This window comes from Microbacterium sp. CFH 31415, from assembly GCF_022538185.1.
GTDB lineage: Bacteria > Actinomycetota > Actinomycetes > Actinomycetales > Microbacteriaceae > Microbacterium.
Window position 1 is genome coordinate 47,754 of sequence record NZ_JAKYXC010000001.1, and the last position, 22,037, is coordinate 69,790.

A 22,037-nucleotide genomic window follows, 5' to 3' on the forward strand; every position below is an offset into this window, starting at 1 on the left:
CGAGGGGCTACGGCAGCGGAGTGTTGCGCGAGCCGAGGCGGGACGTGTCGACGGTGTCGTGCGCCCCGCGCAGCACGCCGACGATGAACCCCCATCCCCACGAGAGATGCATGGTCGGCAGGACGGCCATCGTCCAGAGCTTGTCGCGCCATCCGCGACCGCCACCCGGTCCCAGCGCGACGATCACGACGAGCGCCGCGTACACCAGCACGGGAAGGTAGACGAGGGATGCCGCGGCCGACCACCAGCCGGCGAGCGCACCCGTCAGCTGCAGCACGCCCACGACGACCGCGAGCACGATCGTGGCGACGAGCGCCGGGGGGGCGAAGAAGCGGAGCGAGTTGCCGCGCCCGAAGCGGCGCACGAGCTCGCCGCGCCAGCGACCGGTCGCGGAGAACTGCCGTGCCAGGCGCGACCAGCTCTCGCGCGGCCAGTACGTCACCGACAGCGCCGGATCGAACCACACGCGGTAGCCGGCGCGCCGGATGCGGAGATTGAGCTCCCAGTCCTCGCCGCGGCGGATGGTCTCGTCGAACAGGCCCACCTCGTCGAGCACGGCCCGCCGCATCACCCCGAGGTACGCGGACTCGGCTTCGCCCTCCTGGGTGCCGCCGTGGTACGCGCCGCCACCCAGGCCGATCGGGGAGTTGTACGCGCGGGCGACCGCACGCTGGAAAGGCGTACGGCCGTCGGCGCGCATGACTCCGCCGACGTTCGCGGCGCGCACGCGGTCGAGGGTCGCCAGTGCGCGTCGTGTGTAGTCGCTCTCGAGCTCGGAGTGCGCGTCCACCCGGACGATGGTCGGATATCGCCCGGCCGTGATCGCGCGATTGAGTCCGACGGGGATGTCCGCGGCGGGATTGTCGACGAGCACGATGCGCTCGTCACCGGCCGCGATCTCGCGAGCGAGCTCGGTCGTGCCGTCGGTGGACGGCGCGAGGGCGAGGATCAGCTCGGAGGGGCCGTCCACGTCCTGGGCGAGAACCGTCTCGACCGCGCGCCGCAGGTAGTCGCGCTCGTTGAGGACGGGCATGACGAACGTCACGCCGGCGTCGCGGGGGACCTCTGGAGCGTCCTTGCGCCCGCGCTGCTCGTCCTGCACGCGTCGATCATGTCACGGGTCGCCTGAGTAGGCTGGACGAGTGAGTCTGGTCTCGGATGCGAAGAAGGCGGTCGCGCTCGTCCGCAAGGCGGTGCGCAGCCGGTCAGCGGTGAAGGACGTCCGCCGCACGCTGGCCGCTCGCCCGCAGCATCCGCGATTCCACTACCGGGTCGCGGTGTATTTCGCCGACGGCGCGGTCAACATGTACCAGATGCGGCAGTGGTACAAGCCGCTCGCCGAGGTGGCGAAGACCTGGCCGGTCGTGGTGCTCAGCCGGGCGGCCACGGGGGCGCAGGCGCTGCTGGCCGAGGACGCCCCGCCGGTGGCGTTCGTGCCGACCGTGCGCGACCTGGAGCGGTTCGTCGCCGAGCAGGACATCCGCGTCGTGCTGTACGTCAACCAGAACACCCGCAACTTCCAGATGTTCCGGTACGGCCGTCGGTGGCACGTGTTCATCAACCACGGCGAGTCCGACAAGATGTACATGACCACGAACCAGTACAAGGCGTACGACTACGCGCTCATCGCCGGCGATGCCGCCCGCGAGCGCCTGTCGCGGGTGCTGTGGGACTACGACGTCGACCGCCGCGCTATCGCGATCGGCAGGCCGCAGGCCGACCACTACTCGGGCAGGCTCGCGTACACGCCCGACGACCGCACCGTCGTTCTCTACGCACCCACGTGGGAGGGCGACCGGCCCTCCGCGCACTACGGCTCGATCGTGACGCACGGTGAGGCGCTCATCGGCGCGCTGCTGGCGAGCAAGCGTCACCGTGTGATCTATCGGCCGCATCCGCGCTCGGGGGTCGTGGTGGCCGAGTACGGCGACGCCGACAAGCGGATCATCGCGGCGATCGCGGCGGCCAATGCCGCCGACCCGTCGGCCCAGCACGTCTACGACAACGGGCCCGATCTGGGATGGCAGCTGTCGGCCGCCGACGTCGCGATCGTCGACATCTCGGCGATGGTCTACGACCGGCTCGCGGCGGACAAGCCGCTCATGATCACGCGCCCCGTCGACCCCGCCGCCGCGATCGACACGCACGGCTACCTGTCGGCCTGCGAGTGGCTGGATGCCGCGGACGCGCCCTCGATCATCGCGGAGACGGACCGGGTGCTGAACGACCCGGAAGCCGTCGAGCGCCTCGAACGATGGGTGCGCCACTACTTCGGCGACACCTCGCCGGGGGCGGCGACCGAGCGTTTCCACGATGCCATCCGCCGGCTCATGGACGAATGGGACGACTGGTACGCACGGTCCGTGGTCGAGAGCGAGGACGACGAACCCGACCCCGACGAAGCAGAGCTCGACGACGCGGGCGAGAGCTGATCAGCCGACGGGGGCCGGGCGCTCGACCAGCCGCGCGATCGCGCGGAGCGGGATCGTGACCCACGTCGGGCGGTTGCGCGCCTCGTAGATCGCCTCATACACGGCCTTGTCGAGCTCGAGCGCCGCCAGCAGCGCGCTGTCGGCCACCAGGTCGGCGCCTGACGCCAGCGCGTACCCCTCGAGGAACGCCTCACGCGCGGCGCGGGCCCACTCTCGGGCGGCGGCGGGGGAGCGGTCGGGGTCGTCCAGGCGGATGGACCCGGCGACGTAGTCGAACGAGCGCAGCATGCCGGCGACGTCCCGCAGCGCCAGATCGGCGCGGGTGCGCTCCGACATCGGCCGCAGCGGTTCGCCCTCGAAGTCCAGCAGCACCCAGCCCCGCCCGGGGACGTGCAGCACCTGCCCCAGGTGATAGTCGCCGTGGATGCGCTGATGATCGGGCCAGTCGCCGGCCGCCGCCCGCTCGTACACCGACTCGATGGCCTCGCGCCGCTCCGCGATCTCCGGGACCTCCGCGATCGCGATCGTCAGGCGCCGGTGCCACGACTCGGCCGTGGTCGCACGGTCCTCGAGCAGCGTCTGACGAGTCGGGAAGAGCGCCGCCAGTGACACGTGGACGTCGGCCGTGGCCGCGCCCAGCGCTCGCGCCGGTCCGCGGAAGTCGTCGCCGCGCGCGGCCGCGCGCAGTGCGACGCGCCACGCGTCCTCGACGTTGGGCAGGAACTCCTGGGCCGTGGCGAGCGATCCGGTCACGGTGCCCTGTGCGGTGGCCGGGTCGGGCCACGCTCCCTCCACCCAGCCGATCGCTCGCGGCACGTGCGATGATCCGGCTGCGGCCAGCGCCGTCGGCAGCTCGATGTCGGGGTTGAGACCGGGATGCAGCTGACGGTAGATCTTGCAGATGATGGGCATCCCGTGCGAGCGGAAGATGAGCGATGTGTTCGACTGCTCGCCGGAGACGACGCTCGCGCTGCGCGGCTCGTCGGGGGGCGCATCGGGCGCGGGGTGGCCGGTCGCCACTGTGCGGGGGCCTTCGGCGGTGCCGCCGAGGGTGACGAGCCGGATCAGGGCACGCGCGTACGCCGGGTCGAACGGTCCGTCGATGAACGTCGTGCCGGGTTCGGGGCTGCCGATGACGTGATCCGGCGACGCGTCCACGGTCTCGGTCGCACGTGAGACGACGGGCAGCTGGTACAGCACGGCGGGGAAGGCGCCCTCGTCGGCGACGAGATACGTGCGGATGCGCGCGCCCGCATCCTCGGCGGCGGTCGGCGCGAGATCCCACCACGAGATCAGGCGAAGGCTCGGCGGGCGGCCCTTGGCCGCGTACCACCGCTGCCTGGGCATCCATGCCGCCAGGCACGCCAGCGTGCTGTCCATGTCTCCGAGGGTATGCCCGAACGCGCTCGGCGAGCCAGCCGGTCAGTCCTCCGCGTCACCGTCCGTCATGGCAGGCCGCGTAACGTCGACGATCGGCGCGACCGGGATCACGATGGACTTGTGCTCGGGCCCGCGCGTGAACAGTCCCATGCGTCCATTGTGCGCGCCAGCGCGGCCGGGCGTCAGTCGTCGGCGAGATCCCCCGGATCGGACGGGCTCTGAGAAATGGCCTTGCGGGAGCCGGGGCGAAGACGCCTGGCGCCGTTCACGACTGCCGCGCCGGCGTGGCGGATCGTGCGGGTCGCCGCGCGCTCGAACGGCGTCGCCCCCGGTCTGGGCTCGAGGTCGGGTGGGAGGATCGCGGGCGCCTGCCCGAAGGCGCGACGCGAGTTCACGAGCACGCGCCGGCCGAGAAGGTGATTGCCGGTGCCGCCGATCGCGGCGCCGATGCCGAACGGCAGGGCCTTGCCGATCCACGACGCGCCGCCGCGCACGGCGAACTGGTGGATGAAGGTCGTCTTGAGCCGATCGACGATCGGGCCCATGGCGGCGCGGGGGATCGTCTTCGTGATCAGCTCGCCCCAGTACTTGTCGCGGGACGGACCGCGGCCCATGGCCTGCCCGGCGAGCTGCGAAACGAGATCGACGCCCTCCTTGCCGAGCATGAGCGTGAGCACGAGGGCGCGCGCACGATCCGGATCGGCGACCGGGATGCCATGGACCTCGGCTACCGACTGGGCGAACAGCGCGGTCGCCTCGATGAACCCAACGGTCTCGACGCCGCTGAGCGCGAGCGTCACACCGGTGCCGATGCCCGGCACGACGGCCGTGGCTCCCACCGCGGCGCCGCCCGCCGTCACCGCTGCGAGGTACCGCCGCTCGAGGATGCGAACGAGGTCGGCCGTCGATGCGTGCGGATGGCGGAGACGGATGCTGCGCAGATGCGCCAGCACGACCGGGCGCTGGATGGCGAGCACACGGTCGAGGGCGCGGATGGTGCGCGGGTGCTCCTCCGAGCCGACGGGCGGCAGACCGCCCTGCCACGGAGAGTCCCCGGGCAGGGAGTGGATCGTGTGCACCTTGTCGACCATCGGGCCGATCCTATGCGGCCGAGCCTGAGCGCGGCCTGCGGGTTGACAGGCTCCGCCGGATGGGTCAGACGAAGAGGTTGGCGCGCTCGAGGTCCTCGGCGAAGTCGACCTCGACGGCGTACAGGTCGGAGATGTCGAGCGGCTGCAGCAGCACGCCGTCCTCGGCGATCGCCAGCTCCAGGCCGCGCTCGAAGTAGTCCTGGTCGTCGACGCGCGTCAGCTGGCGGATGAACGCCTTCTTGTCGCCGCTCGAGATGTAGTTGATGCCTACGGCCTCGCCGATCCCGCCTTCGACGGTCTTGGAGAGCTCCTTGATGAAGCCTGCGCCGTTGACCGTGTACTTGACCTCTTCGTCACTCACCTTCGAGGTGTTGACCGTCACGAACGACTGGTCGCGCTCGATCAGCTCGATCGCGCGGCCGAGGACCATGGGGTCGAAGACGACGTCGCCGTTCATCCAGAGCACGCCGCCCCTGCCGGTCTTGGCCAGGGCGCGCAGCAGGCTCTTGGAGGTGTTGGTCTGGTCGTAGCGGTCGTTGTAGACGTAGTCGACCGACGGGAAGGCCTCGACGATGGTCTCTGCGCGGTAGCCGACGACCGTGGTGATCTTCGCCGCGGCGCCGAACGCCGCGCGGATGTTGTCGTGCTGCTGCTGCATGATGCTGCGGCCGTCGTTGAGCTCGGTCAGCGGCTTCGGAAGGCTCCGGCCGAGGCGCGAGCCCATACCGGCTGCGAGAATGACGGTCTGAAGGGTCAAAGGTCTGCTCCTGAGTGTGAGATTCACTGTCGGTACACCGACTCGACACCCCTTCGTGCCGCGTCCATGGTAGCGACGGCACCTGTGAACGTGCAGAATGATCGGCCGCCGTTGTCGATTCGTGACAAATCCGTGTTCGTGAGACTCGGCGTCACTCAGTGACCGCTCTCAGAGAACCGCTTGATACCTTGGATCGGTGACAGCCTCCCTCCCGGTGCCGAACGACATCGATCCGGAAGAGCCGGACGGTCACGACAGTGCGCCCATCGTGTCGCTGCCGTCGAGCCCCAAGGCTCCGTCAGTCGAGCGCAAAGCGCCCCGCAAGAAGGCCGCGAAGGGCAAGCGCCCTGCCAAGCCTGCGCCGGTCGCCGAGGAGCCGGTCGCCGAGGAGCCGCCCGTCGAAGAGGGCCTTCCTGACGAGCCGGCATCCGGCGACGCTCCGGCACCCCCTTCCGCGAAGCTCTCTGAACTCGCCGCCGCCGACATCGTCATCCCGCCGAAGCCCCCGATGCCAGGGCCTGCGATCGAGACCGAGCCTGCGGTCGAGACCGAGCCCGCGGTCGAGGCGGAGCCCATCGCCACGCCGGCCCCCGCGGAGGACGTCCTCGTCCTGCGTGGCGTCTCCAAGCGGTTCGGCGACACCCTCGCCGTCGACGGCATCGACCTGACCGTGCCCGCCGGCACCTTCTACGGCGTCGTGGGTCCGAACGGCGCAGGCAAGACCACGACGCTGTCGCTGATCGCAGGCCTCCTCGAGCCCGACCGCGGCACCATCACGGTCGGCGGTGCGGATGCGGCATCCGATCGACTCGGCGCGAAGCGCGTCATGGGCGTCCTGCCCGATCGGCTGCGCACATTCGACCGGCTCACCGGTCGGCAGCTCCTCCACTACTACGGCGTGCTCCGCGGGCTCCCGGCGGCGGTGGTGGAGAGCCGCACGGCCGACCTCGCGCGCGCCTTCGATCTGACCGATGCGCTCGGGCGCGTCGTCTCGGACTACTCCGCCGGAATGCTCAAGAAGGTCATGCTCGCGGGAGCCCTCATCCACTCGCCCCGGCTGCTGGTCCTCGACGAGCCGTTCGAAGCGGTCGATCCGGTCTCGAGCGCGATCATCCTCGACATCCTCTCCACCTACGTCGCCCACGGCGGCACGGTGATCCTGTCCAGCCATGGCATGGAACTCGTGGAGCGCGTATGTTCGCGCGTCGCGGTGATCGTGGCCGGGCAGGTGCTCGCGGAAGGCACCGTCGACGAGGTGCGCGGCGAGCTCAGCCTCGAGCAGCGGTTCATCGAGCTGGCCGGCGGGCTCAGCGACGTGGAGGGCCTCGAGTGGCTGCACACGTTCTCCGACTGAGGCTTGCACTGCTCTTCGGCACGCTGCGCGGCGGCCGCGTCCACGCGGCGCGCGTGATCTCGGCGGTGCTGATCCTGATCGCGGCGACGGTGGCCGCCTGCTGGGCGATGCTCACGCTGCGGGATGCCGACGCCGACGCCGCTCAGACGGTGATCGTGCTCGGGGGCTCGGCCGTCACCCTGGGCTTCGGCCTGGCGCCGCTCATCGGCGCGGTGGAGGACCCCCTCGACCCGCGACGCTTCGCGCTGCTCGCGGTGCCTCGCGGACGCCTTGCGCTGATTCTCGCGCTGGTCGGGCTGGTGAGCGTCCCCGTTCTCGCCCTCGCGGCGATCGCGGCATGCGCCGCCATCGTGTGGGTCGAGCACGGTGTGGCGTGGCCTGTGGCCGCGGCGAGCGTCGTCCTCGGTGTCCTCACGTGCGCCCTCTTCGCCCGCGTCTGCATGGCGGTGGCCGCTCTCTACCTGCGGGAGCGCCGCTCGCGCGAGCTCTCGGGCCTGTTCCTCCTCGCGATCGTGGTCGTGGTGGTGCCCGTCGGCGTCTTCCTCGCGTCGCTGGAGTGGGGCGAAACCGTGCCCACCCAGCTGACCGGAGCCGTGAACGCGCTCGCGCTGACGCCGCTCGGCGCGGCCTGGGCGTTCCCGGGAGCGGCCGACCTCGATCCCGAGGGGGCGTGGCTGTCGGTGGTGATCGCCGTGGCGACGCTCGGCGTCCTCGCGCTGCTGTGGGCCTGGTCAGTGAACCGGCTCCTCACCACAACCGAGCGCCCGGTCACGAGTCGCGAGCGCGCGGGCCTCGGGTGGTTCGCCGTGGCGCCTGGCACGCCCGGAGGTGCGGTCGCCGCGCGAAGCCTCCTGTACTGGTTCCGCGATCGCCGCTATGTCGTCAACATGCTGGTCATCCCGGTGGCGGCGGCCGTGACGGTCGTGCCGCTGCTCGTCGCGGGGGTGCCGCTCGAGCTGGCGATCCTGGTGCCCGTGCCGTTCGCCGCCCTGCTGCTCGGATGGCTTCCACACAACGACGTGGCCTACGACTCCACCGCGGTGTGGATGCACATCGCCAGCGGCATGCGCGGGGTCTCGGACCGCCTGGGCCGCCTCGTGCCGGTGCTGCTCCTCGGCATCCCGGTCCTCACCCTGGCGATCCCCGTGGTGATCTCGATCCACGGGCGCTGGGCGCTCCTGCCGGCCATGGTCGGTGTCTGCGCCTCCCTCTTCTTCGCGGGGCTCGGGCTGTCGAGCGTCTCCTCCGTCGTAGCGCCCTATGCCGTCTCACGGCCCGGTGAGAGCCCGTTCCAGCAGCCGCAGCGCACGGGCGCGACGGGTGCTGTCTCGCAGAGCCTGGTCATGCTGGGCGCCGTGATCGTCACCGTCCCGGCGCTGTGGTGCGCATGGGTCGCTCTGACCGACGACATCGAGTCCGCGATGCTCGCCCTGTGGGCCGGACTGGCGACCGGACTCGGGGTGCTGATCATCGGCGTGACCGCCGGTTCGATGGTCTTCTCGCGGCGCGGAGGGCGCCTCATGGAGTTCGCCGAGTCGACCTGAGCGGGTCCCGACGCCGGCGGGCCGGACTACACTGGCTGACCATGAGCACCCCTCTCGAAGGCCCGGACCAGGGCGGTCTGGCCACCCTCGACCGAGAGCTCGAAGAGCTCATCCGCGAAGAGAACATCGAGCCCGGAGACCACGAGCGCTTCTCGCACTACGTGAAGAAGGACAAGATCCTCGAGTCCGCCATCACCGGCAAGCCGGTACGGGCTCTGTGCGGCAAGAAGTGGACGCCCGGGCGCGACCCCGAGAAGTTCCCGGTGTGCCCGACGTGCAAAGAGATCTACGAGTCGCTGGCCAAGTGAGCTGCGTCCGCGGCATCGGCGTAGACCGTCGGGATCGCCGGGTCGGACTTGCTGAGCGCGAGCCCGCGCACCGGCAGCTCCTCGCGGGCGAACGCGTGGTGCTCGCGCGCCGCCTCCACTCCCTCGTGGCCCTCGAACGCCCCATCCGGCTCGCCGTCGGTCATGAGGGCCACCTGCAGCGGGCGGGCATCGGGATGGGATGCCGCGGCCGCGACGTCTTCGAACCCGTCCGACACGACGATGAGCTCACTCGTTGCCGTGCCGCGGTGGAGGGTGCGGAACGCGGCTTTGCGACCGCCCTTCGAGGCCTTGTCGGTCGATGCCTTCGCGACGGCCACCCAGCCCCCTGCGGAGTCCTGGCGGGCGACGAGCTTGTAGACCATGCCGGCGGTGGGCGTGCCCGAACCGGTGACGACCGACGTGCCCACGCCGTAGGAATCGACGGGGGATGCCGCGAGCGCGGCGATCGCGTACTCGTCGAGGTCGCTCGTCACGGTGATGCGGGTGCCGGTGGCGCCGAGTTCGTCGAGCTGTGCACGCACCTCGGCGGCGACGAGCGGCAGATCGCCGGAGTCGATGCGCACCCCGCCGAGGTCCGTGCCGGCTACCCGGATCGCCGTGGCGACGCCCTCACGCGTGTCGTAGGTGTCCACGAGCAGCGTGGTGTCGGTGCCGAGCGCCTCGATCTGCGAGCGGAACGCCTCCTCCTCGGTGTCGTGCAGCAGCGTCCACGCGTGGGCTGCGGTGCCCATGGTCGGGATGCCCCAGGCGCGCCCCGCCTCGAGGTTCGACGTCGCGCCGAAGCCCGCGATGTAGGCGGCGCGGGCGGCCGCGACGGCGGACGCCTCACCGGCGCGCCGAGAGCCCATCTCGGAGAGGGGGCGGTCACCGGCGGCGACGCTCATGCGCGCGGCGGCGGTCGCGACGGCCGAGTCGTGGTTCAGCACGCTCAGCGCGAGGGTCTCGAGTACGACGGCCTCGGCGAACGTCCCCTCGACGGTGAGGATGGGGGAGCCGGGGAAGTACAGCTCGCCCTCTCGGTAGCCCGTGATCGAGCCGGTGAAGCGGTAGCCCTCGAGGAAGTCGAGGGTCGCGGCATCCACCACCCGCTCGTCGCGCAGGAACCGCAGCTCTTCGTCGCCGAAGCGGAAGTCCCGGACGAGGCTCAGCAGGCGGCCGGTGCCGGCGACGACGCCGAAGCGGCGACCGCCGGACAGGCGCCGGCCGAACAGCTCGAAGACGCATCGCCGGTCGGCGGTGCCGTCGCGCAGAGCCGCGTCGAGCATCGTGAGCTCGTAGCGATCGGTGTGCAGGGCTGTGCTGCGAGAGGCGGTCATGCGGGTCACTCTAGCGATCTCGATGACCCGGCCTGGCGTAGGCTGGATCATCGTGAAGGACGCACCCATCGGAATCTTCGACTCCGGTGTCGGCGGACTCACGGTGGCGCGAGCCGTGTCGGCGCTGCTCCCGCGCGAGTCGATCCTCTACATCGGCGACACGGCGCACTCGCCGTACGGCCCCAAGCCCATCGCCGATGTCCGGCGCTACTCGCTCGAGATCCTCGACACGCTTGTCGACGAGGGCGTGAAGATGCTCGTGATCGCGTGCAACACCGCCTCGGCCGCCATGCTGCGCGATGCCCGCGAACGCTACGACGTGCCGGTCGTCGAGGTGATCGGTCCCGCGGTGCGCACCGCGATGTCGACCACCCGCAACGGACGCATCGGGGTGATCGGCACCGCCGGCACGATCGGTTCGGGCGCCTACCAGGACATGCTCGAGGTCAACGAGCGTCTCACCGTCTTCGCCGAGGCGTGCCCCCGGTTCGTGGAATTCGTGGAGGCGGGCGTGACCGACTCGCCCGAGGTGCTCGCGACCGCCGAGGAGTACCTCGCGCCGCTGCGCCATGCCGGCGTCGACACGCTGGTGCTCGGGTGCACGCACTATCCCTTCCTCGAGGGCGCCATCAGCTACGTCATGGGCTCCGATGTGTCGCTCGTGTCGAGTGACACGGAGACCGCGAAAGACGTCTACCGCCAATTGATCTCCCGTGACCTGCTCGCGGGTCCTGATGCCGCGCCCCGCCACGTCTACGAGGCCACCGGCGCGTCGGCTGACGAGTTCCTCCAGCTCGCCCACCGGCTGATGGGCCGCGAGGTGCGCGAGGTCCAGCTGGTGCAGACCGGCGCCATCGACCTCCCGCATCGTTCGAACTGATCCCCCGTCCCACCCGAGGAGAACCCGATGACCGATCTCGTCCGCGCGGACGGCCGCACCGTCGACCAGCTGCGACCCATCACGATCGAGCGCGGCTGGAGCGCCAACGCCGAAGGATCGGCGCTCATCTCGTTCGGGGGCACCAAGGTGCTCTGCACGGCGTCGTTCACGAACGGCGTGCCGCGCTGGCTGACCGGCAAGGGCAAGGGCTGGGTGACCGCGGAGTACGCGATGCTGCCGCGCGCGACGAACAGCCGCAACGACCGAGAGAGCGTGAAGGGCCGCGTCGGCGGACGCACGCACGAGATCTCGCGGCTCATCGGCCGCGCGCTGCGCGCGGTCGTCGACACCAAGGCGCTCGGCGAGAACACCATCGTGATCGACTGCGACGTGCTGCAGGCCGACGGCGGCACGCGCACCGCCGCGATCACCGGTGCGTATGTGGCGCTCGCCGACGCGATCGAGTGGGGCCGCGGCAAGAAGTTCATCGCCCAGAGGTCGCAGGTGCTCATCGACTCCGTCTCGGCCGTGTCGGTCGGCATCATCGACGGCGAGCCGATGCTCGACCTCGCCTACGTGGAGGATGTGCGCGCCGAGACCGACATGAACGTCGTCGTGACCGGGCGCGGGCTGTTCGTCGAGGTGCAGGGCACCGCCGAGGGCGCGCCGTTCGACAAGCGCGAGCTCGACGCCCTCCTGGAGCTCGGCATCGCCGGCTGCGCATCGCTGCGCGACCGCCAGGCCGCCGCGCTCGAAGCCGGCGCGGCGGAGGCGTGACGTGACCGCGCTGCCGGAGGAGATGGCGCAGGCCGTGGCCGACGTCGCGGCCGAGGCCGAGCCGCTCCGCCAGATCGTGCTTGCCACCCATAACCGGCACAAGGTCGAGGAGTTCCAGGAAATCGTCGCCGAGACCCGCCCCGACCTGCAGGTCGTCGCGTACGACGGGCCTGAGCCCGTCGAAGACGGCGTGACGTTCGCCGCGAACGCGCTCATCAAAGCACGGGCCGCCGCCGAGCACACCGGGCTGCCGGCGCTCGCCGACGACTCGGGCATCTGCGTGGACGTGCTGGGCGGCGCGCCCGGCGTGTTCTCGGCCTACTGGGCGGGGCATGCGAAGGACGCCGCGGCCAACCTCGAGCTGCTGCTCGACCAGCTCTCCGACATCGCCGACCCGCACCGGACGGCGCAGTTCGTATCGACCATCGCCCTCGTGGTGCCGGGCGACGCGTCGAGCGAGCAGGTCGTCGAAGGGCGCTGGCCGGGCCGCCTCGCGACCGCGGCGGCGGGGGAGGGCGGCTTCGGCTACGACCCGATCTTCATTCCCGACGGGCAGCCCGCCGGCAGCGAGCGCACCGTCGGCGAATGGTCGTCGCTCGAGAAGAACCGCGCGTCGCATCGCGCCCGCGCCTTCGCCGAGCTGACCCCGCTCCTCGAGCAGCTCTGACACGCTCGCGCGAGTGAGAATCACGATCATTCCCGACTGCGCGGATCGGCATACGGCGGGTCGCGCCCGGGCTTAGCCTGGGCGCATGCACGATCACGCGAGCGCCTCGGAGAGCGGCATCCGCGGGGCGAGCAACCGCCGACTGCTTGCGATCTCGCTCGCGATCACGAGCGTCGTGATGGTGGTGCAGGTCGTCGGAGCGGCACTGTCGGGATCGCTGGCGCTCCTGGCCGACGCGGCGCACATGTTCACGGATGCCGTGGCGCTGGTCATCGCGCTGGTGGCGACGTCTGTCGCGGCGCGGCCGGCGAACGACCGCCGCACATTCGGGTATCAGCGCGCCGAGGTGTTCGGCGCCCTCGCGAACGGCGCCATCCTCCTCGTGCTGTCGGCATGGATCGCCGTCGAGGGAGTGCAGCGCCTGCTGGATCCGGGCGAGGTCGAGCTGGCGGGCGGGCTCATGCTCGCCGTCGCCGTCGCGGGCCTGATCGCCAACGCGATCGCGATGTGGCTGCTCAGCTCCGCGCAGCGCCGCAGCATCAACGTGCGCGGCGCCTACCTCGAGGTCCTCGGCGACCTGATCGGCTCGGCGATGGTGATCGTCGCCGCGATCGTGATCGTGACGACGGGCTGGGTGCAGGCCGACGCGATCGCATCGCTGGTCATCGCCGCCATGATCATCCCCCGCGCGATCGGCCTGCTGCGCGAGGTCGTGTCGGTGCTGGCGGAGTCGGCGCCTGCGGGCACGCACGTGCGCGACATCCGCGATCACATCCTGTCCACCCCCGGCGTCGTGGACGTGCACGACGTGCACGTGTGGCAGCTCACCCGCGGAGCGCCGGTGTTCAGCGCGCACGTGGTGGTCGACGACGCCGCGATGCGCGATGGGCGGGCCTCCGGCATCCTGAGCACCCTCCAGTCCTGCCTGTCTGAGCACTTCGACGTGGAGCACTCGACGTTCCAGCTCGAGCCCGCCGGCCACGTCGAGCACGACGCCCACGCCTAGCGCACGTCCTCGCGGCGCACCTCGCCGGGACTCTTGTCGGGCCGCAGTCCGCGCCAGCGCGGGTGGCGCAGGATGCCGCCGGGCGTGAACTCGCCGTACTCCACCTCGCCGACCAGTTCGGGCCGGACCCACAGCGCGTCGCGGGCATCGAGCGGCGGCACTCCCACCAGCGGGTTGTCGTCGGTGCGCAGCGGCGTGAGCGTGCGCAGGAGCTGGGTGAGCATGCTGTCGCTGAAGCCGGTGCCGACGCGCCCCGCGTAGTGAAGGCCGTCAGGGCCGGGGATGCCGAGCAGGAGCGAGCCGAACGTACCGCTGCGCCCGCCCTTGCCCGGGCGGATGCCGGCGATCACCACCTCCTGGGTGCTCGTGTGCTTCACTTTGAGCCAGGACTCCGAGCGGACGCCGCCGGTGTAGCGGGACCGCGGATCCTTCACGACGATGCCCTCGAGCCGCAGCGCGCGGCTGGCATCGAGCGCGGCGTCGACGTCGTCGAAGACAGGCGGCACCGAGATGAGCGGGATCGCGTCGGCGGCGAGGTCTTCGAGCAGACGCCGACGGACGCGGAGGGGCTCGCCCGTCACGTCGTCGCCGTCGGCGGACTGCACGTCGAACAGGTAGTACCGCACCGGGGCGCGGCGCGATTCGCGGGCGATCTCGGCGGGACGCTCGAGGTTCATGCGCCCCTGCAGCAGCGGGAAGCTCGGCCTGCCGTCAGGTTCGAGTGCGACGAGCTCGCCGTCGACGATCGCCGGGGCGTTGCCGAGCCCCGCGTCCACGTCGGTCAGCTCGGGGTAGCGATGGGTGATGTCGTTGCCGCTGCGGGCGTAGAGCCGCAGGCGCGAGCCGTCCCACACGCCGAGCGCGCGGATGCCGTCCCACTTGCCCTCCACCCACGGCTCGCTGCCCCAGCGGGCCGCGGATCGACGGGCGATGCCGGGGGTCGCGTTCGTCGCGAGCATCGCCGCCGGGGCGGACGGGGCAGAGGATGGGTCCTCGTCAGGTCCCGCGCGCCGTGCGGGAGGTCGCGCGTCGGCCTGTGCGCTGGGTTCGACGGGGATGCCGTCCGGCTGTGGCCGGCCCGCGGCATCCGTCTTCATCCGATGCAGCAGCCAGCTCGACTTCTCACCCTCGCCCTCGGTGCGGATGAGTGCGAGGCGCACCCGTCCGAGCGGGCCGCCCGGGCGACCCTCGAGTGTGGCGATCACCTCGTCGTCGCGCCACTTCTCGAGGTCGTAGCGGCCGTCGTCCCAGATCGTGACGCTGCCGCCGCCGTACTCGCCGGCCGGGATGGTGCCCTCGAAGCTCGCGTACTCCATCGGGTGGTCCTCGGTCATGATGGCGAGATTGTTCCGCTTGTACGAGTGCGGGACGCCGCGGGGCACCGCCCAGCTGACGAGCACGCCGTCGTGCTCGAGGCGGAAGTCCCAGTGCAGCGCCGTCGCGTGATGCTCCTGGATGACGAAGATCGGCTTCTCGCCGTGCGGAGTCGCGCCGAGGGGGTTCGCCGGCACCGGCTCGGGAGTGCGCGAGGCGCTGCGCTTGGAGATGTACGCCGACAGCGGCCCGGCCTCGGCCTCTCGTCCGCCCGCGTGGAAGCCGAGTGCCGCCATCGGGTCGCCGATCGCCTGCATGCGCTCGAGCACCTCCTCGAACAGCAGGTGCCGCAGTCCCGGGTCGCCGAGCTCGTCCCACGTGCGCGGGGCGGCGACCGTGGGGTGCATGCGGCCGCGCAGCGAGTACGGAGCGATCGTCGTCTTGGAGCCGTTGTTCTGGCTCCAGTCGATGAGCACCTTGCCGGGGCGCTCGGTCTTCTTCATCGAGCTGACGACAAGGTCGGGGTGGTCGGCCTCGATCGCGCGAGCGAGCTCCTTGGCGATCATCGACGCCTGCTCGGTCGTCTGCCCGTCAGGCAGCGCCGTGTACAGGTGGATGCCTTTGCTGCCGCTGGTCACGGGGTAGGGGTCGAGGCCCATTCCGGACAGGATGCCGCGTGCCCAGCCGGCGACGACGGCGCACTCCGGCAGCCCTGCGCCCGGACCGGGGTCGAGGTCGAGCACCAGGCGATCGGCGAATCCGCGCTGGCCGTCGGGAGTGAAGCGCCACTGCGGCACGTGCAGTTCGAGACTCGCCACCTGGGCGAGGTAGACGAGGGTCGGCACGTCGCCGATCAGGGGGTAGTCCTTCGTCCCCGTGGAGTGGGGGATCGGCATCCGCCTCACCCAGGACGGCGCGCCGCGCTCGAGGTCCTTCGCGAAGAACACCATGCCCGGGTCGTCGTCGGTTCCCACACCGTCCGGCCAGCGCTTGCGGGTCACGGGCCGCCCGACCACGTGCGGAATGAGCAGCGGGGCGATGCGCGTGTAGTAGTCGATGACCTCGCCCTTAGTGGTGCCCGTCTCGGGGTACAGCACCTTGTCGAGGTTCGTGACGCGCAGTCGCCGGCCACCGATGCTCACCATGTTGGACGGGCCCGGCATGCGTTCAGGCTAGCCGCGACATGTCAACACCTGCATATGGGCTAGCCGTGGCGGGTGTGACCGGTGTTCACTGGGGGGATGAGGGCGATCTGGAAGGGTGCGCTGACCTTCGGTCTGGTCAATGTGCCGGTCAAGGTGTATTCGGCGACCGAGGACCACGACGTGTCGCTGCACCAGGTGCACAACAAGGACGGCGGCCGCATCCGCTACCAGCGCATCTGCGAGATCGACGGCGAGGTCGTGCCCTACCAGGACATCGACAAGGCCTACGACGACGGCGACAAGACCGTCGTGCTCACGAAGGAGGACTTCGCGGCGCTGCCGGCCGAGAAGAGCCGCGAGATCGACGTCGTCGAGTTCGTGCCGAGCGACCAGGTCGACCTGCTCACGCTCGACAAGGCGTACTACCTCGAGCCCGACAGCGCTTCGCCGAAGGCGTACGTGCTGCTGCGCAAGACGCTCGAGCAGACGGACCGGACCGCGATCGTGCGGTTCTCGCTGCGCCAGAAGACGCGGCTGGCCGCGCTGCGTGTGCGCGGTGACGTACTGGTGCTCCAGACCCTGCTGTGGGCCGACGAGGTGCGCGAGGCCGCTTTCCCGGCGCTGGATGAGACGGTGCGCATCTCGGCGAAGGAGCTCGAGCTGTCGGCATCCCTCGTCGAGAGCTTCGCGAGCGACTTCGACCCGTCCGAGTTCTCGGACGAGTACCAGGAGGAGCTGCGCACCCTGATCGACGCGAAGCTCGAGAAGGGCGATGCGCTCGACACCTCCGAGACCTTCGGCGACCACGAGGAGGAGGACACCGGGGGAGAGGTCATCGACCTCATGGAGGCGCTGCGCGCGAGCGTCGAGAAGTCGCGCGCTGCGCGCGAGGGCGGCGCGACGTCGGCGAAGAAGGACGACGAACCCGCGAAGAAGCCCGCCGCCAAGAAGTCCACCGCGAAGAAGTCCACCGCGAAGAAGCCGGCGGCGAAGAAGACCGCGAAGGCCTCCTGACCGACGACAGCGTCAGGCCCGCGGCACCTCTCCGTCGTGCTGTCCGTGCTCGGGGCCGCGGTCGAAGATGTCGGCGTCGAGCACGAGCGCCTCGGCCTCCTCGTGGTCGGTCACGACATCCTCGCCCGCCGCAGCGGCCTTCTTGGCCTTGCTGCGCTCGCGGAAGTAGTGCCAGAGGGTGACCACGGCGGTGCCGCCGACGGCGGCGAGCAGGATGAGGTCGATGTAGTTCTCGACGAAGGTGGCCACCGGCGGGATGAAGCCGATCAGGTAGCCGAACATCGTCAGGCCGAAGCCCCAGATCACGGCGCCGATGAAGTTGTAGAGGGTGTACTTCCACTTGTTCATGTGGCCGACGCCGGCGGCGACGGGGGCGAAGGTGCGCACGATCGGCACGAAGCGGGCGAGGATGATCGTGAGCCCGCCGAAGCGCTCGAAGAACGCGTTGGTGCGCTCGACGTTCTTGACGCTGAAGAGACCGGACTCCTTCTTCTCGAAGACCGAGGGCCCGCCCTTGTGGCCGATGTAGTAGCCGACCTCGCCGCCGACGAAGGCGGCCAGTCCGATCAGCAGGGCCACCCACCAGACGCTGAGGCCGAACACGCCGTTCGGCGCGTAGTCCTGGGGGTGCGAGAGCAGGCCGGCGATGACGAGGAGCGTGTCGCCCGGCAGCAGGAAGCCGACCAGCAGGCCGGTCTCGGCGAACACGATGAAGCACACGACCACGAGCGCCCACGGGCCCGCCCAATCGATGATCGCGGCCGGATCGAGCCAGGGGATGAGAGCGGTGGGCACGGCGTGCACGATGTGGGATTCCCGTCGGTCGAGGCGGTCGGCGGTGCAGCGCGGTCAGCGAAGCAGCTGCGTGCGGAAGGTGGGACTTGAACCCACACGCCCGGAGGCACAGGAACCTAAATCCTGCGTGTCTGCCAATTCCACCACTCCCGCGAGCAGGTTCAGTCTACTGAGGCGCCTGGACGCGGGCTGTGGGGCGGGCCCCCGGGTTCCGCGGGTGCTTTCAGCGACGGATGCCGAAGAGGAAATAGCTCGCCGGACCGATCCAATTGACCAGGATCGCGGGGATCCACGCCGGCTTCGGTCCGCGCACCTCGGCCGCGTCGCGATGAGCGAGATCCCAGAAGGCCAGGAAGGCGAATGCGACCTGCACGAGGCCCACGAGGCCGAGGACGGCTCGGCCGATCGGTGCCATCTCTTGTGGGCTCTTGGTCATCATCGTGCCTCCGAATCGTTCGTCGGTGTCACCTCCATCCTGCACCGTGACGCGTCACGGCACGAGCGTGATCCGGTCCATCGGCGCCGGCGCCACTGGTCCGGCGAGAGTCACGTCTGATCCTGCGAGCACGGCGCGCTGCCTTCGGCACCTGTGGATAACTTCGGGATGCCGCTTTCCTCCCTTGCGAGGATGCAGTGGTGCATTCGTCCACCGCCTCCCCGCCGACGGCGACCCTCGTCGCCGAGCGGGTGCGGGAACGGCTGCGCGCCGAGCGGACCGACCCGTCGCGCGATCCGGAGTTGGCCGCCCACATCGCGCGAGCCGAGGTACGACGCCACAACGACTTCGCCCTCGCCCGCGGGCTCGCGCCTGTCGACGACGAGACGGCGTGCGTGCGCGAGGTGCTCGCCGCGGTCGCCGGTTTCGGTCCGCTCCAGCCGTATCTGGACGACCCGACCGTCGAGGAACTGTGGATCAATGCCCCCGACCGCATCTTCGTCGCCCGCGGCGGGGTGGCGGAGCGCACGCCGCTCGCGCTGACCGACTCGGCGGTGCGGGATCTCGTCGAGCGGATGCTGCAATCCTCGGGTCGACGCGTCGACCTGAGTCAGCCCTTCGTCGACGCGTCGCTGCCCGATGGGTCCCGCCTGCACGTCGTGATCCCTGACATCACCCGGCGGCACTGGGCGGTCAACGTCCGCAAGTTCCTGCCCGCCTTCCGCGACCTCGACCGGCTCGTGGCCGCACGTTCGATCACCGCCGACGGCGCTCAGCTGCTCCGGTCCGCGATGCATCGCGGAGCCTCTGTGATCGTGTCGGGCGCCACGCACGCGGGAAAGACCACGCTCCTCGGCGCCATGATCGCCGCCTGTCCGGCCGAGCATCGCATCGTCACCGTCGAGGAGACCTTCGAGCTCGCCGTCGCCGCCACCGACCTGGTCGCGCTCCAGGGTCGGCAGCCGAGTCTCGAGGGCACCGGTGAAGTCACGCTGCGGCGCCTCGTGAAGGAGGCGCTGCGCATGCGCCCCGACCGTCTCGTCGTCGGCGAGGTGCGCGACGCCGAGGCACTCGACCTCGTGCTGGCGCTCAACACGGGCGTGCCGGGCGCTGCGACGATCCACGCCAACTCGGCGCGCGAGGCGCTGGGCAAGCTCGCCGCGCTGCCGCTGCTGGCCGGGCGCAACATCGACGCCGCTTTCGTGGTGCCGGCGGTCGCGGCATCCGTCGATGTCGTCGTGCATTGCGAGCGGGATGCCGCGGGCCGCCGCCGCGTCGCAGAGATCGTCGAGCCGGTCGGTGTCGAGGAGGGCGTGATCTCCGCGCGGACGCTCTATCGAGGCGACGGCGCATGACGTTCGTCTGGGGTGCCGTGCTCGCCGCCGGGGTGCTGCTCACCCTCTCGCCCTGGGTGTGGCCGCTGCGCGAGCGGTCGGCGCCTATGGCGTCGCACGGCCGCATCGCGCGACTCCTCGAGGGCGCCGGACTCGCGCGCCTGTCGCCCGGCTCGGTGATCGTCGTGGCCGGCTCCGCCGCGGTGGTCGGCGCGGCCGCGTCGTGGATCGTCGCCCAGGTGCCGGCGCTGAGCCTCGTCGCCGCCGCCGCATGCACCGTCGCGCCGTTCGCGTGGCTGCGCGCGCGGCGGTCCCGGCTCGTGCGTGTGCGTCGCGGCCTCTGGCCCGATGTGTGCGACCTGCTCATCGCGTCGGTGCGTGCCGGGATGTCGCTGCCCGACGCCGTCGCGAGCCTCGCACGGTCCGCGCCCGTCGAGCTGCGGCCGGCCTTCGGGGGGTTCGCACGCGATGTTGCGGCATCCGGTCACTTCGACTCCAGCGCGCAGCGCCTGAAGGTGGCGCTGGCCGATCCGGTCGCCGATCGCATCATCGAGACGCTGCGCATGGCGCGCCAGGTGGGCGGCACCGAGCTGACGCCGGTGCTGCGTGCGCTGGCCGCCTCAGTACGCGCCGACACCGCGCTGCGCGCCGAGGTCGAGTCGCGTCAGTCGTGGATCCGCGGAGCCGCCGTGCTCGGCGTCGCCGCCCCTTGGGTCATCCTGTGCCTGCTCGCGATGCGGCCCGAGGGCGCCGAGGCGTACGGCAGTCCCGAAGGGGTCGCGCTCATCCTCGCCGGCGCTGCGGTGTCGTTCCTCGCCTTCCGCGTGATGATCCGGCTCGGACGTCTGCCCGAGCCGCGGAGGTGGTTCGGGTGAGCCCCCTCCCGATGGACGACGTCGCGTTCTCGATCGTGCTGGGAACGGCGCTCGGCGTCGGCGTCTGCCTGCTGCTGTCACTCGCCCCGCGCGTCGGCGCGCCGAGCCTCGCGCAGCGCATCGCTCCGTACATCCGCGACGTGACGGATCCGCGCGGCGTCGGGGACGTCATCGGCGCGGCCGGTCCGGTGCCGGCCCCGTCCCTCGCGTGGCGTGCATTGCAGCTGCGCTTCGCGCGATTCCTGGGCGGCGACGCGGCGCTGAGCCGCCGGCTTCACCAGGCGGGGCGATCGATGGATGCCTCGGCCTTCCGCGGCCGGCAGCTGGCGTGGTCGATCGCGGGGCTGGCGACGGGCAGTGTGCTCGTGGTCGCCGCTGTGCTCCTCGGCCGCGGTTCCCCCTCGCTCGTGGTGCTGCCCCCGCTGTTCGCGGTGGGAGGGATCCTCGGGTACGACGCGTGGCTGTCGCAGTCGGCGAAGGCGCGCGTCGCCCGCATCCGCGAAGAGCTCCCGACGGTGCTCGAGTTCGTCGCACTCTGCCTCTCGGCGGGCGAGGGGATCCTCGACTCGCTCCGACGGGTGAGCGAGGTCGGGGCCGGCGAGCTCACGGCGGAGCTGCGCGGGGCGGTGGTGGCCGTCGGCACCGGTTCGCCGCTCCCGGAGGCGCTGGCGAGGATGTCGGACGCTCTGCAGATCCCCGCCCTGTCGCGATCAGTCGACCAGCTCGTCGCCGCGATCGACCGCGGGGCACCGCTCGCGCGGGTGCTGCACGCCCAGGCGCTCGACGCCCGGGACGACGCCAAGCGCGACCTCATCGAACGTGCGGGGCGCAAAGAGATCTACATGCTCGTGCCGCTGGTCTTCCTCATCCTCCCGCTCAGCGTGCTGTTCGCCGTGTTCCCGGGAGTGTTCATGCTCCGGCTCGGCCTTGGCTGAGTCGCCCTCCACCTCAGTCGCCCTCCACCTGACCCCCCCTCGAAGGAGAGACATGATCCGCCACCACCTCCAGAATCTGACGTCCCGCCTGCGCGCGTCGTTCGCCGACATCGCCCACGACGACCGCGGCGATGTGCCCGGCTGGGTGCTCATCACGCTCATGACCGCCGGGCTCGTCGTCGTGATCTGGGCGCTCGCAGGTGCCGCCCTCGCAGGCCTGTTCGAACAGGCGATCTCGCGCGTCTCCGGCTTCTGATCCGTGCGGGTCCATCATCCCCTCGATGAGGAGGGCTCCAGCCCGGTCGAGTTCGTGCTCGTCGGAGCGCTGCTCACCGTGCTGACGCTGGGGGTGCTCCAGTTCGGCCTGGCGGTCTACGTGCGCAACGTCGTGCACGATGCCGCCATCGAGGGGGCGTACCACGCGGCTCTCGCCGACACCTCGCTCGACGATGGGGCGCGGCGCACCCGCGAGATCGTGTCGCGCACGGTCGGTGAGGAGTACGCCACCGACATCGACGTGCGCGAGACGGATGCGCTGGGCCATACGTCCGTCCAGGTGACGGTGCGCGCGATGTTGCCGCTGGTCGGACTGCTGGGCGCTCCCCGCACGATGGAGGTGACAGCCCGTGCACCGGCGGAGTCCTTCGGCTGACCCG

Annotated in this window: 22 protein-coding genes and 1 tRNA gene; 14 read left to right on the forward strand and 9 right to left on the reverse strand. The window is 70.9% G+C overall.

Translation table 11 applies throughout. The annotated features are described in order from the left end of the window. Positions 1 to 7 precede the first annotated feature (7 nt). The gene (locus tag MK786_RS00220; protein ID WP_241110386.1) at positions 8 to 1,033 is read right to left on the reverse strand and encodes a glycosyltransferase; all 1,026 of its coding nucleotides are present in this window, start codon (positions 1,031 to 1,033) and stop codon (positions 8 to 10) included. A 109-nt stretch (positions 1,034 to 1,142) separates the two neighbouring features. On the opposite strand from MK786_RS00220, the gene MK786_RS00225 reads away from it, so the two are divergent. After that, the gene (locus tag MK786_RS00225; RefSeq protein WP_241110260.1) at positions 1,143 to 2,432 is read left to right on the forward strand and encodes a CDP-glycerol glycerophosphotransferase family protein; all 1,290 of its coding nucleotides are present in this window, start codon (positions 1,143 to 1,145) and stop codon (positions 2,430 to 2,432) included. On the opposite strand, the gene MK786_RS00230 is transcribed toward MK786_RS00225, so the two are convergent. From MK786_RS00230 to MK786_RS00240, 3 genes are all read right to left on the reverse strand, one after another. Beyond that, complete coding sequence (locus MK786_RS00230) at positions 2,433 to 3,812, reverse strand: aminoglycoside phosphotransferase (protein WP_241110261.1); 1,380 nt, start codon at positions 3,810 to 3,812, stop codon at positions 2,433 to 2,435. It abuts the gene before it with no gap. Between the two features lie 182 nt (positions 3,813 to 3,994). Further along, complete coding sequence (locus MK786_RS00235) at positions 3,995 to 4,903, reverse strand: hypothetical protein (RefSeq protein ID WP_241110262.1); 909 nt, start codon at positions 4,901 to 4,903, stop codon at positions 3,995 to 3,997. A gap of 64 nt (positions 4,904 to 4,967) precedes the next feature. Then, on the reverse strand, positions 4,968 to 5,660 hold the full coding sequence (locus MK786_RS00240) for an NTP transferase domain-containing protein (RefSeq protein WP_241110263.1): 693 nt from the start codon (positions 5,658 to 5,660) through the stop codon (positions 4,968 to 4,970). A gap of 196 nt (positions 5,661 to 5,856) precedes the next feature. Between MK786_RS00240 and MK786_RS00245 the strand changes: the two genes are divergently transcribed. The 3 genes from MK786_RS00245 to MK786_RS00255 are packed head-to-tail and all read left to right on the forward strand — an operon-like array spanning position 5,857 to position 8,866. Beyond that, positions 5,857 to 7,014, forward strand: coding sequence for an ATP-binding cassette domain-containing protein (locus MK786_RS00245; RefSeq protein WP_308220007.1), 1,158 nt, complete (start codon positions 5,857 to 5,859; stop codon positions 7,012 to 7,014). Continuing rightward, complete coding sequence (locus MK786_RS00250) at positions 6,990 to 8,558, forward strand: hypothetical protein (RefSeq protein ID WP_241110264.1); 1,569 nt, start codon at positions 6,990 to 6,992, stop codon at positions 8,556 to 8,558. Before MK786_RS00245 ends, MK786_RS00250 begins: the two co-directional genes overlap by 25 nt. Before the next feature lie 41 nt (positions 8,559 to 8,599). Then, positions 8,600 to 8,866, forward strand: coding sequence for a DUF3039 domain-containing protein (locus MK786_RS00255; RefSeq protein WP_127474413.1), 267 nt, complete (start codon positions 8,600 to 8,602; stop codon positions 8,864 to 8,866). Here MK786_RS00255 and MK786_RS00260 read toward each other — a convergent pair. Next, the gene (locus MK786_RS00260) at positions 8,845 to 10,203 is read right to left on the reverse strand and encodes a nicotinate phosphoribosyltransferase (protein WP_241110265.1); all 1,359 of its coding nucleotides are present in this window, start codon (positions 10,201 to 10,203) and stop codon (positions 8,845 to 8,847) included. The two genes, MK786_RS00255 and MK786_RS00260, sit on opposite strands and share 22 nt — an antisense overlap. 52 nt (positions 10,204 to 10,255) lie before the next feature. Here MK786_RS00260 and murI point away from each other — a divergent pair, with 52 nt between their 5' ends. The 4 genes from murI to MK786_RS00280 all read left to right on the forward strand — a co-directional run bounded on the left by murI (position 10,256) and on the right by MK786_RS00280 (position 13,533). Then, positions 10,256 to 11,083, forward strand: a complete 828-nt coding sequence (gene murI / locus MK786_RS00265) for a glutamate racemase (protein WP_241110266.1) — start codon at positions 10,256 to 10,258, stop codon at positions 11,081 to 11,083. Between the two features lie 27 nt (positions 11,084 to 11,110). Beyond that, a complete protein-coding gene (gene rph / locus MK786_RS00270; protein ID WP_241110267.1) occupies positions 11,111 to 11,860 on the forward strand; it encodes a ribonuclease PH in 750 nt (249 codons plus the stop codon). Positions 11,861 to 11,882: 22 nt separating this feature from the next. Further along, entirely contained in the window at positions 11,883 to 12,527 is a 645-nt protein-coding gene (rdgB, locus tag MK786_RS00275) for an RdgB/HAM1 family non-canonical purine NTP pyrophosphatase (RefSeq protein WP_241110388.1), read from the forward strand. Between the two features lie 85 nt (positions 12,528 to 12,612). After that, on the forward strand, positions 12,613 to 13,533 hold the full coding sequence (locus MK786_RS00280; protein WP_241110268.1) for a cation diffusion facilitator family transporter: 921 nt from the start codon (positions 12,613 to 12,615) through the stop codon (positions 13,531 to 13,533). Here MK786_RS00280 and MK786_RS00285 read toward each other — a convergent pair. Beyond that, entirely contained in the window at positions 13,530 to 16,010 is a 2,481-nt protein-coding gene (locus tag MK786_RS00285) for an ATP-dependent DNA ligase (protein ID WP_241110269.1), read from the reverse strand. The genes MK786_RS00280 and MK786_RS00285 overlap by 4 nt on opposite strands. Positions 16,011 to 16,088: 78 nt before the next feature. Here MK786_RS00285 and MK786_RS00290 point away from each other — a divergent pair, with 78 nt between their 5' ends. Next, positions 16,089 to 17,006, forward strand: coding sequence for a Ku protein (locus tag MK786_RS00290; protein ID WP_241110270.1), 918 nt, complete (start codon positions 16,089 to 16,091; stop codon positions 17,004 to 17,006). 12 nt (positions 17,007 to 17,018) lie between these two features. Here the strand turns inward: MK786_RS00290 and MK786_RS00295 are convergent, their stop codons facing one another. From MK786_RS00295 to MK786_RS00305, 3 genes are all read right to left on the reverse strand, one after another. Continuing rightward, positions 17,019 to 17,810 (reverse strand): DedA family protein, encoded by a 792-nt coding sequence (locus MK786_RS00295; protein WP_241110271.1) that lies wholly within the window; start codon positions 17,808 to 17,810, stop codon positions 17,019 to 17,021. A gap of 62 nt (positions 17,811 to 17,872) precedes the next feature. Further along, a tRNA-Leu gene (locus MK786_RS00300) sits at positions 17,873 to 17,954 on the reverse strand. Between the two features lie 70 nt (positions 17,955 to 18,024). Next, positions 18,025 to 18,237, reverse strand: a complete 213-nt coding sequence (locus tag MK786_RS00305; protein ID WP_241110272.1) for a PLDc N-terminal domain-containing protein — start codon at positions 18,235 to 18,237, stop codon at positions 18,025 to 18,027. Between the two features lie 200 nt (positions 18,238 to 18,437). Between MK786_RS00305 and MK786_RS00310 the strand changes: the two genes are divergently transcribed. The 5 genes from MK786_RS00310 to MK786_RS00330 are packed head-to-tail and all read left to right on the forward strand — an operon-like array spanning position 18,438 to position 22,033. Next, on the forward strand, positions 18,438 to 19,592 hold the full coding sequence (locus MK786_RS00310) for a CpaF family protein (protein WP_241110273.1): 1,155 nt from the start codon (positions 18,438 to 18,440) through the stop codon (positions 19,590 to 19,592). Next, positions 19,589 to 20,446: a type II secretion system F family protein gene (locus tag MK786_RS00315; protein WP_241110274.1), complete on the forward strand. Its 858-nt coding sequence runs from the start codon at positions 19,589 to 19,591 to the stop codon at positions 20,444 to 20,446. Before MK786_RS00310 ends, MK786_RS00315 begins: the two co-directional genes overlap by 4 nt. Further along, a complete protein-coding gene (locus MK786_RS00320; protein WP_241110275.1) occupies positions 20,443 to 21,381 on the forward strand; it encodes a type II secretion system F family protein in 939 nt (312 codons plus the stop codon). Before MK786_RS00315 ends, MK786_RS00320 begins: the two co-directional genes overlap by 4 nt. Positions 21,382 to 21,433: 52 nt before the next feature. Beyond that, positions 21,434 to 21,637, forward strand: coding sequence for a hypothetical protein (locus MK786_RS00325; RefSeq protein WP_241110276.1), 204 nt, complete (start codon positions 21,434 to 21,436; stop codon positions 21,635 to 21,637). A gap of 3 nt (positions 21,638 to 21,640) precedes the next feature. Continuing rightward, positions 21,641 to 22,033 carry a TadE/TadG family type IV pilus assembly protein gene (locus MK786_RS00330; protein ID WP_241110277.1) on the forward strand — a complete coding sequence of 131 codons (393 nt, stop codon included), beginning with the start codon at positions 21,641 to 21,643 and terminating at the stop codon, positions 22,031 to 22,033. Positions 22,034 to 22,037: the final 4 nt, after the last annotated feature.

What these genes read in the sequence shown, in the direction of transcription:
- MK786_RS00220 (WP_241110386.1), bottom strand. Translation starts at nt 1,033, where the DNA reads ATGCCCGTCCTCAACGAGCGCGACTACCTGCGGCGCGCGGTCGAGACG.
- MK786_RS00230 (WP_241110261.1), bottom strand. Translation starts at nt 3,812, where the DNA reads ATGGACAGCACGCTGGCGTGCCTGGCGGCATGGATGCCCAGGCAGCGG.
- MK786_RS00235 (WP_241110262.1), bottom strand. Translation starts at nt 4,903, where the DNA reads ATGGTCGACAAGGTGCACACGATCCACTCCCTGCCCGGGGACTCTCCG.
- MK786_RS00255 (WP_127474413.1), top strand. Translation starts at nt 8,600, where the DNA reads ATGAGCACCCCTCTCGAAGGCCCGGACCAGGGCGGTCTGGCCACCCTC.
- MK786_RS00260 (WP_241110265.1), bottom strand. Translation starts at nt 10,203, where the DNA reads ATGACCGCCTCTCGCAGCACAGCCCTGCACACCGATCGCTACGAGCTC.
- rph (WP_241110267.1), top strand. Translation starts at nt 11,111, where the DNA reads ATGACCGATCTCGTCCGCGCGGACGGCCGCACCGTCGACCAGCTGCGA.
- rdgB (WP_241110388.1), top strand. Translation starts at nt 11,883, where the DNA reads ATGGCGCAGGCCGTGGCCGACGTCGCGGCCGAGGCCGAGCCGCTCCGC.
- MK786_RS00280 (WP_241110268.1), top strand. Translation starts at nt 12,613, where the DNA reads ATGCACGATCACGCGAGCGCCTCGGAGAGCGGCATCCGCGGGGCGAGC.
- MK786_RS00285 (WP_241110269.1), bottom strand. Translation starts at nt 16,010, where the DNA reads ATGCCGGGCCCGTCCAACATGGTGAGCATCGGTGGCCGGCGACTGCGC.
- MK786_RS00290 (WP_241110270.1), top strand. Translation starts at nt 16,089, where the DNA reads ATGAGGGCGATCTGGAAGGGTGCGCTGACCTTCGGTCTGGTCAATGTG.
- MK786_RS00305 (WP_241110272.1), bottom strand. Translation starts at nt 18,237, where the DNA reads ATGACCAAGAGCCCACAAGAGATGGCACCGATCGGCCGAGCCGTCCTC.
- MK786_RS00315 (WP_241110274.1), top strand. Translation starts at nt 19,589, where the DNA reads ATGACGTTCGTCTGGGGTGCCGTGCTCGCCGCCGGGGTGCTGCTCACC.
- MK786_RS00325 (WP_241110276.1), top strand. Translation starts at nt 21,434, where the DNA reads ATGATCCGCCACCACCTCCAGAATCTGACGTCCCGCCTGCGCGCGTCG.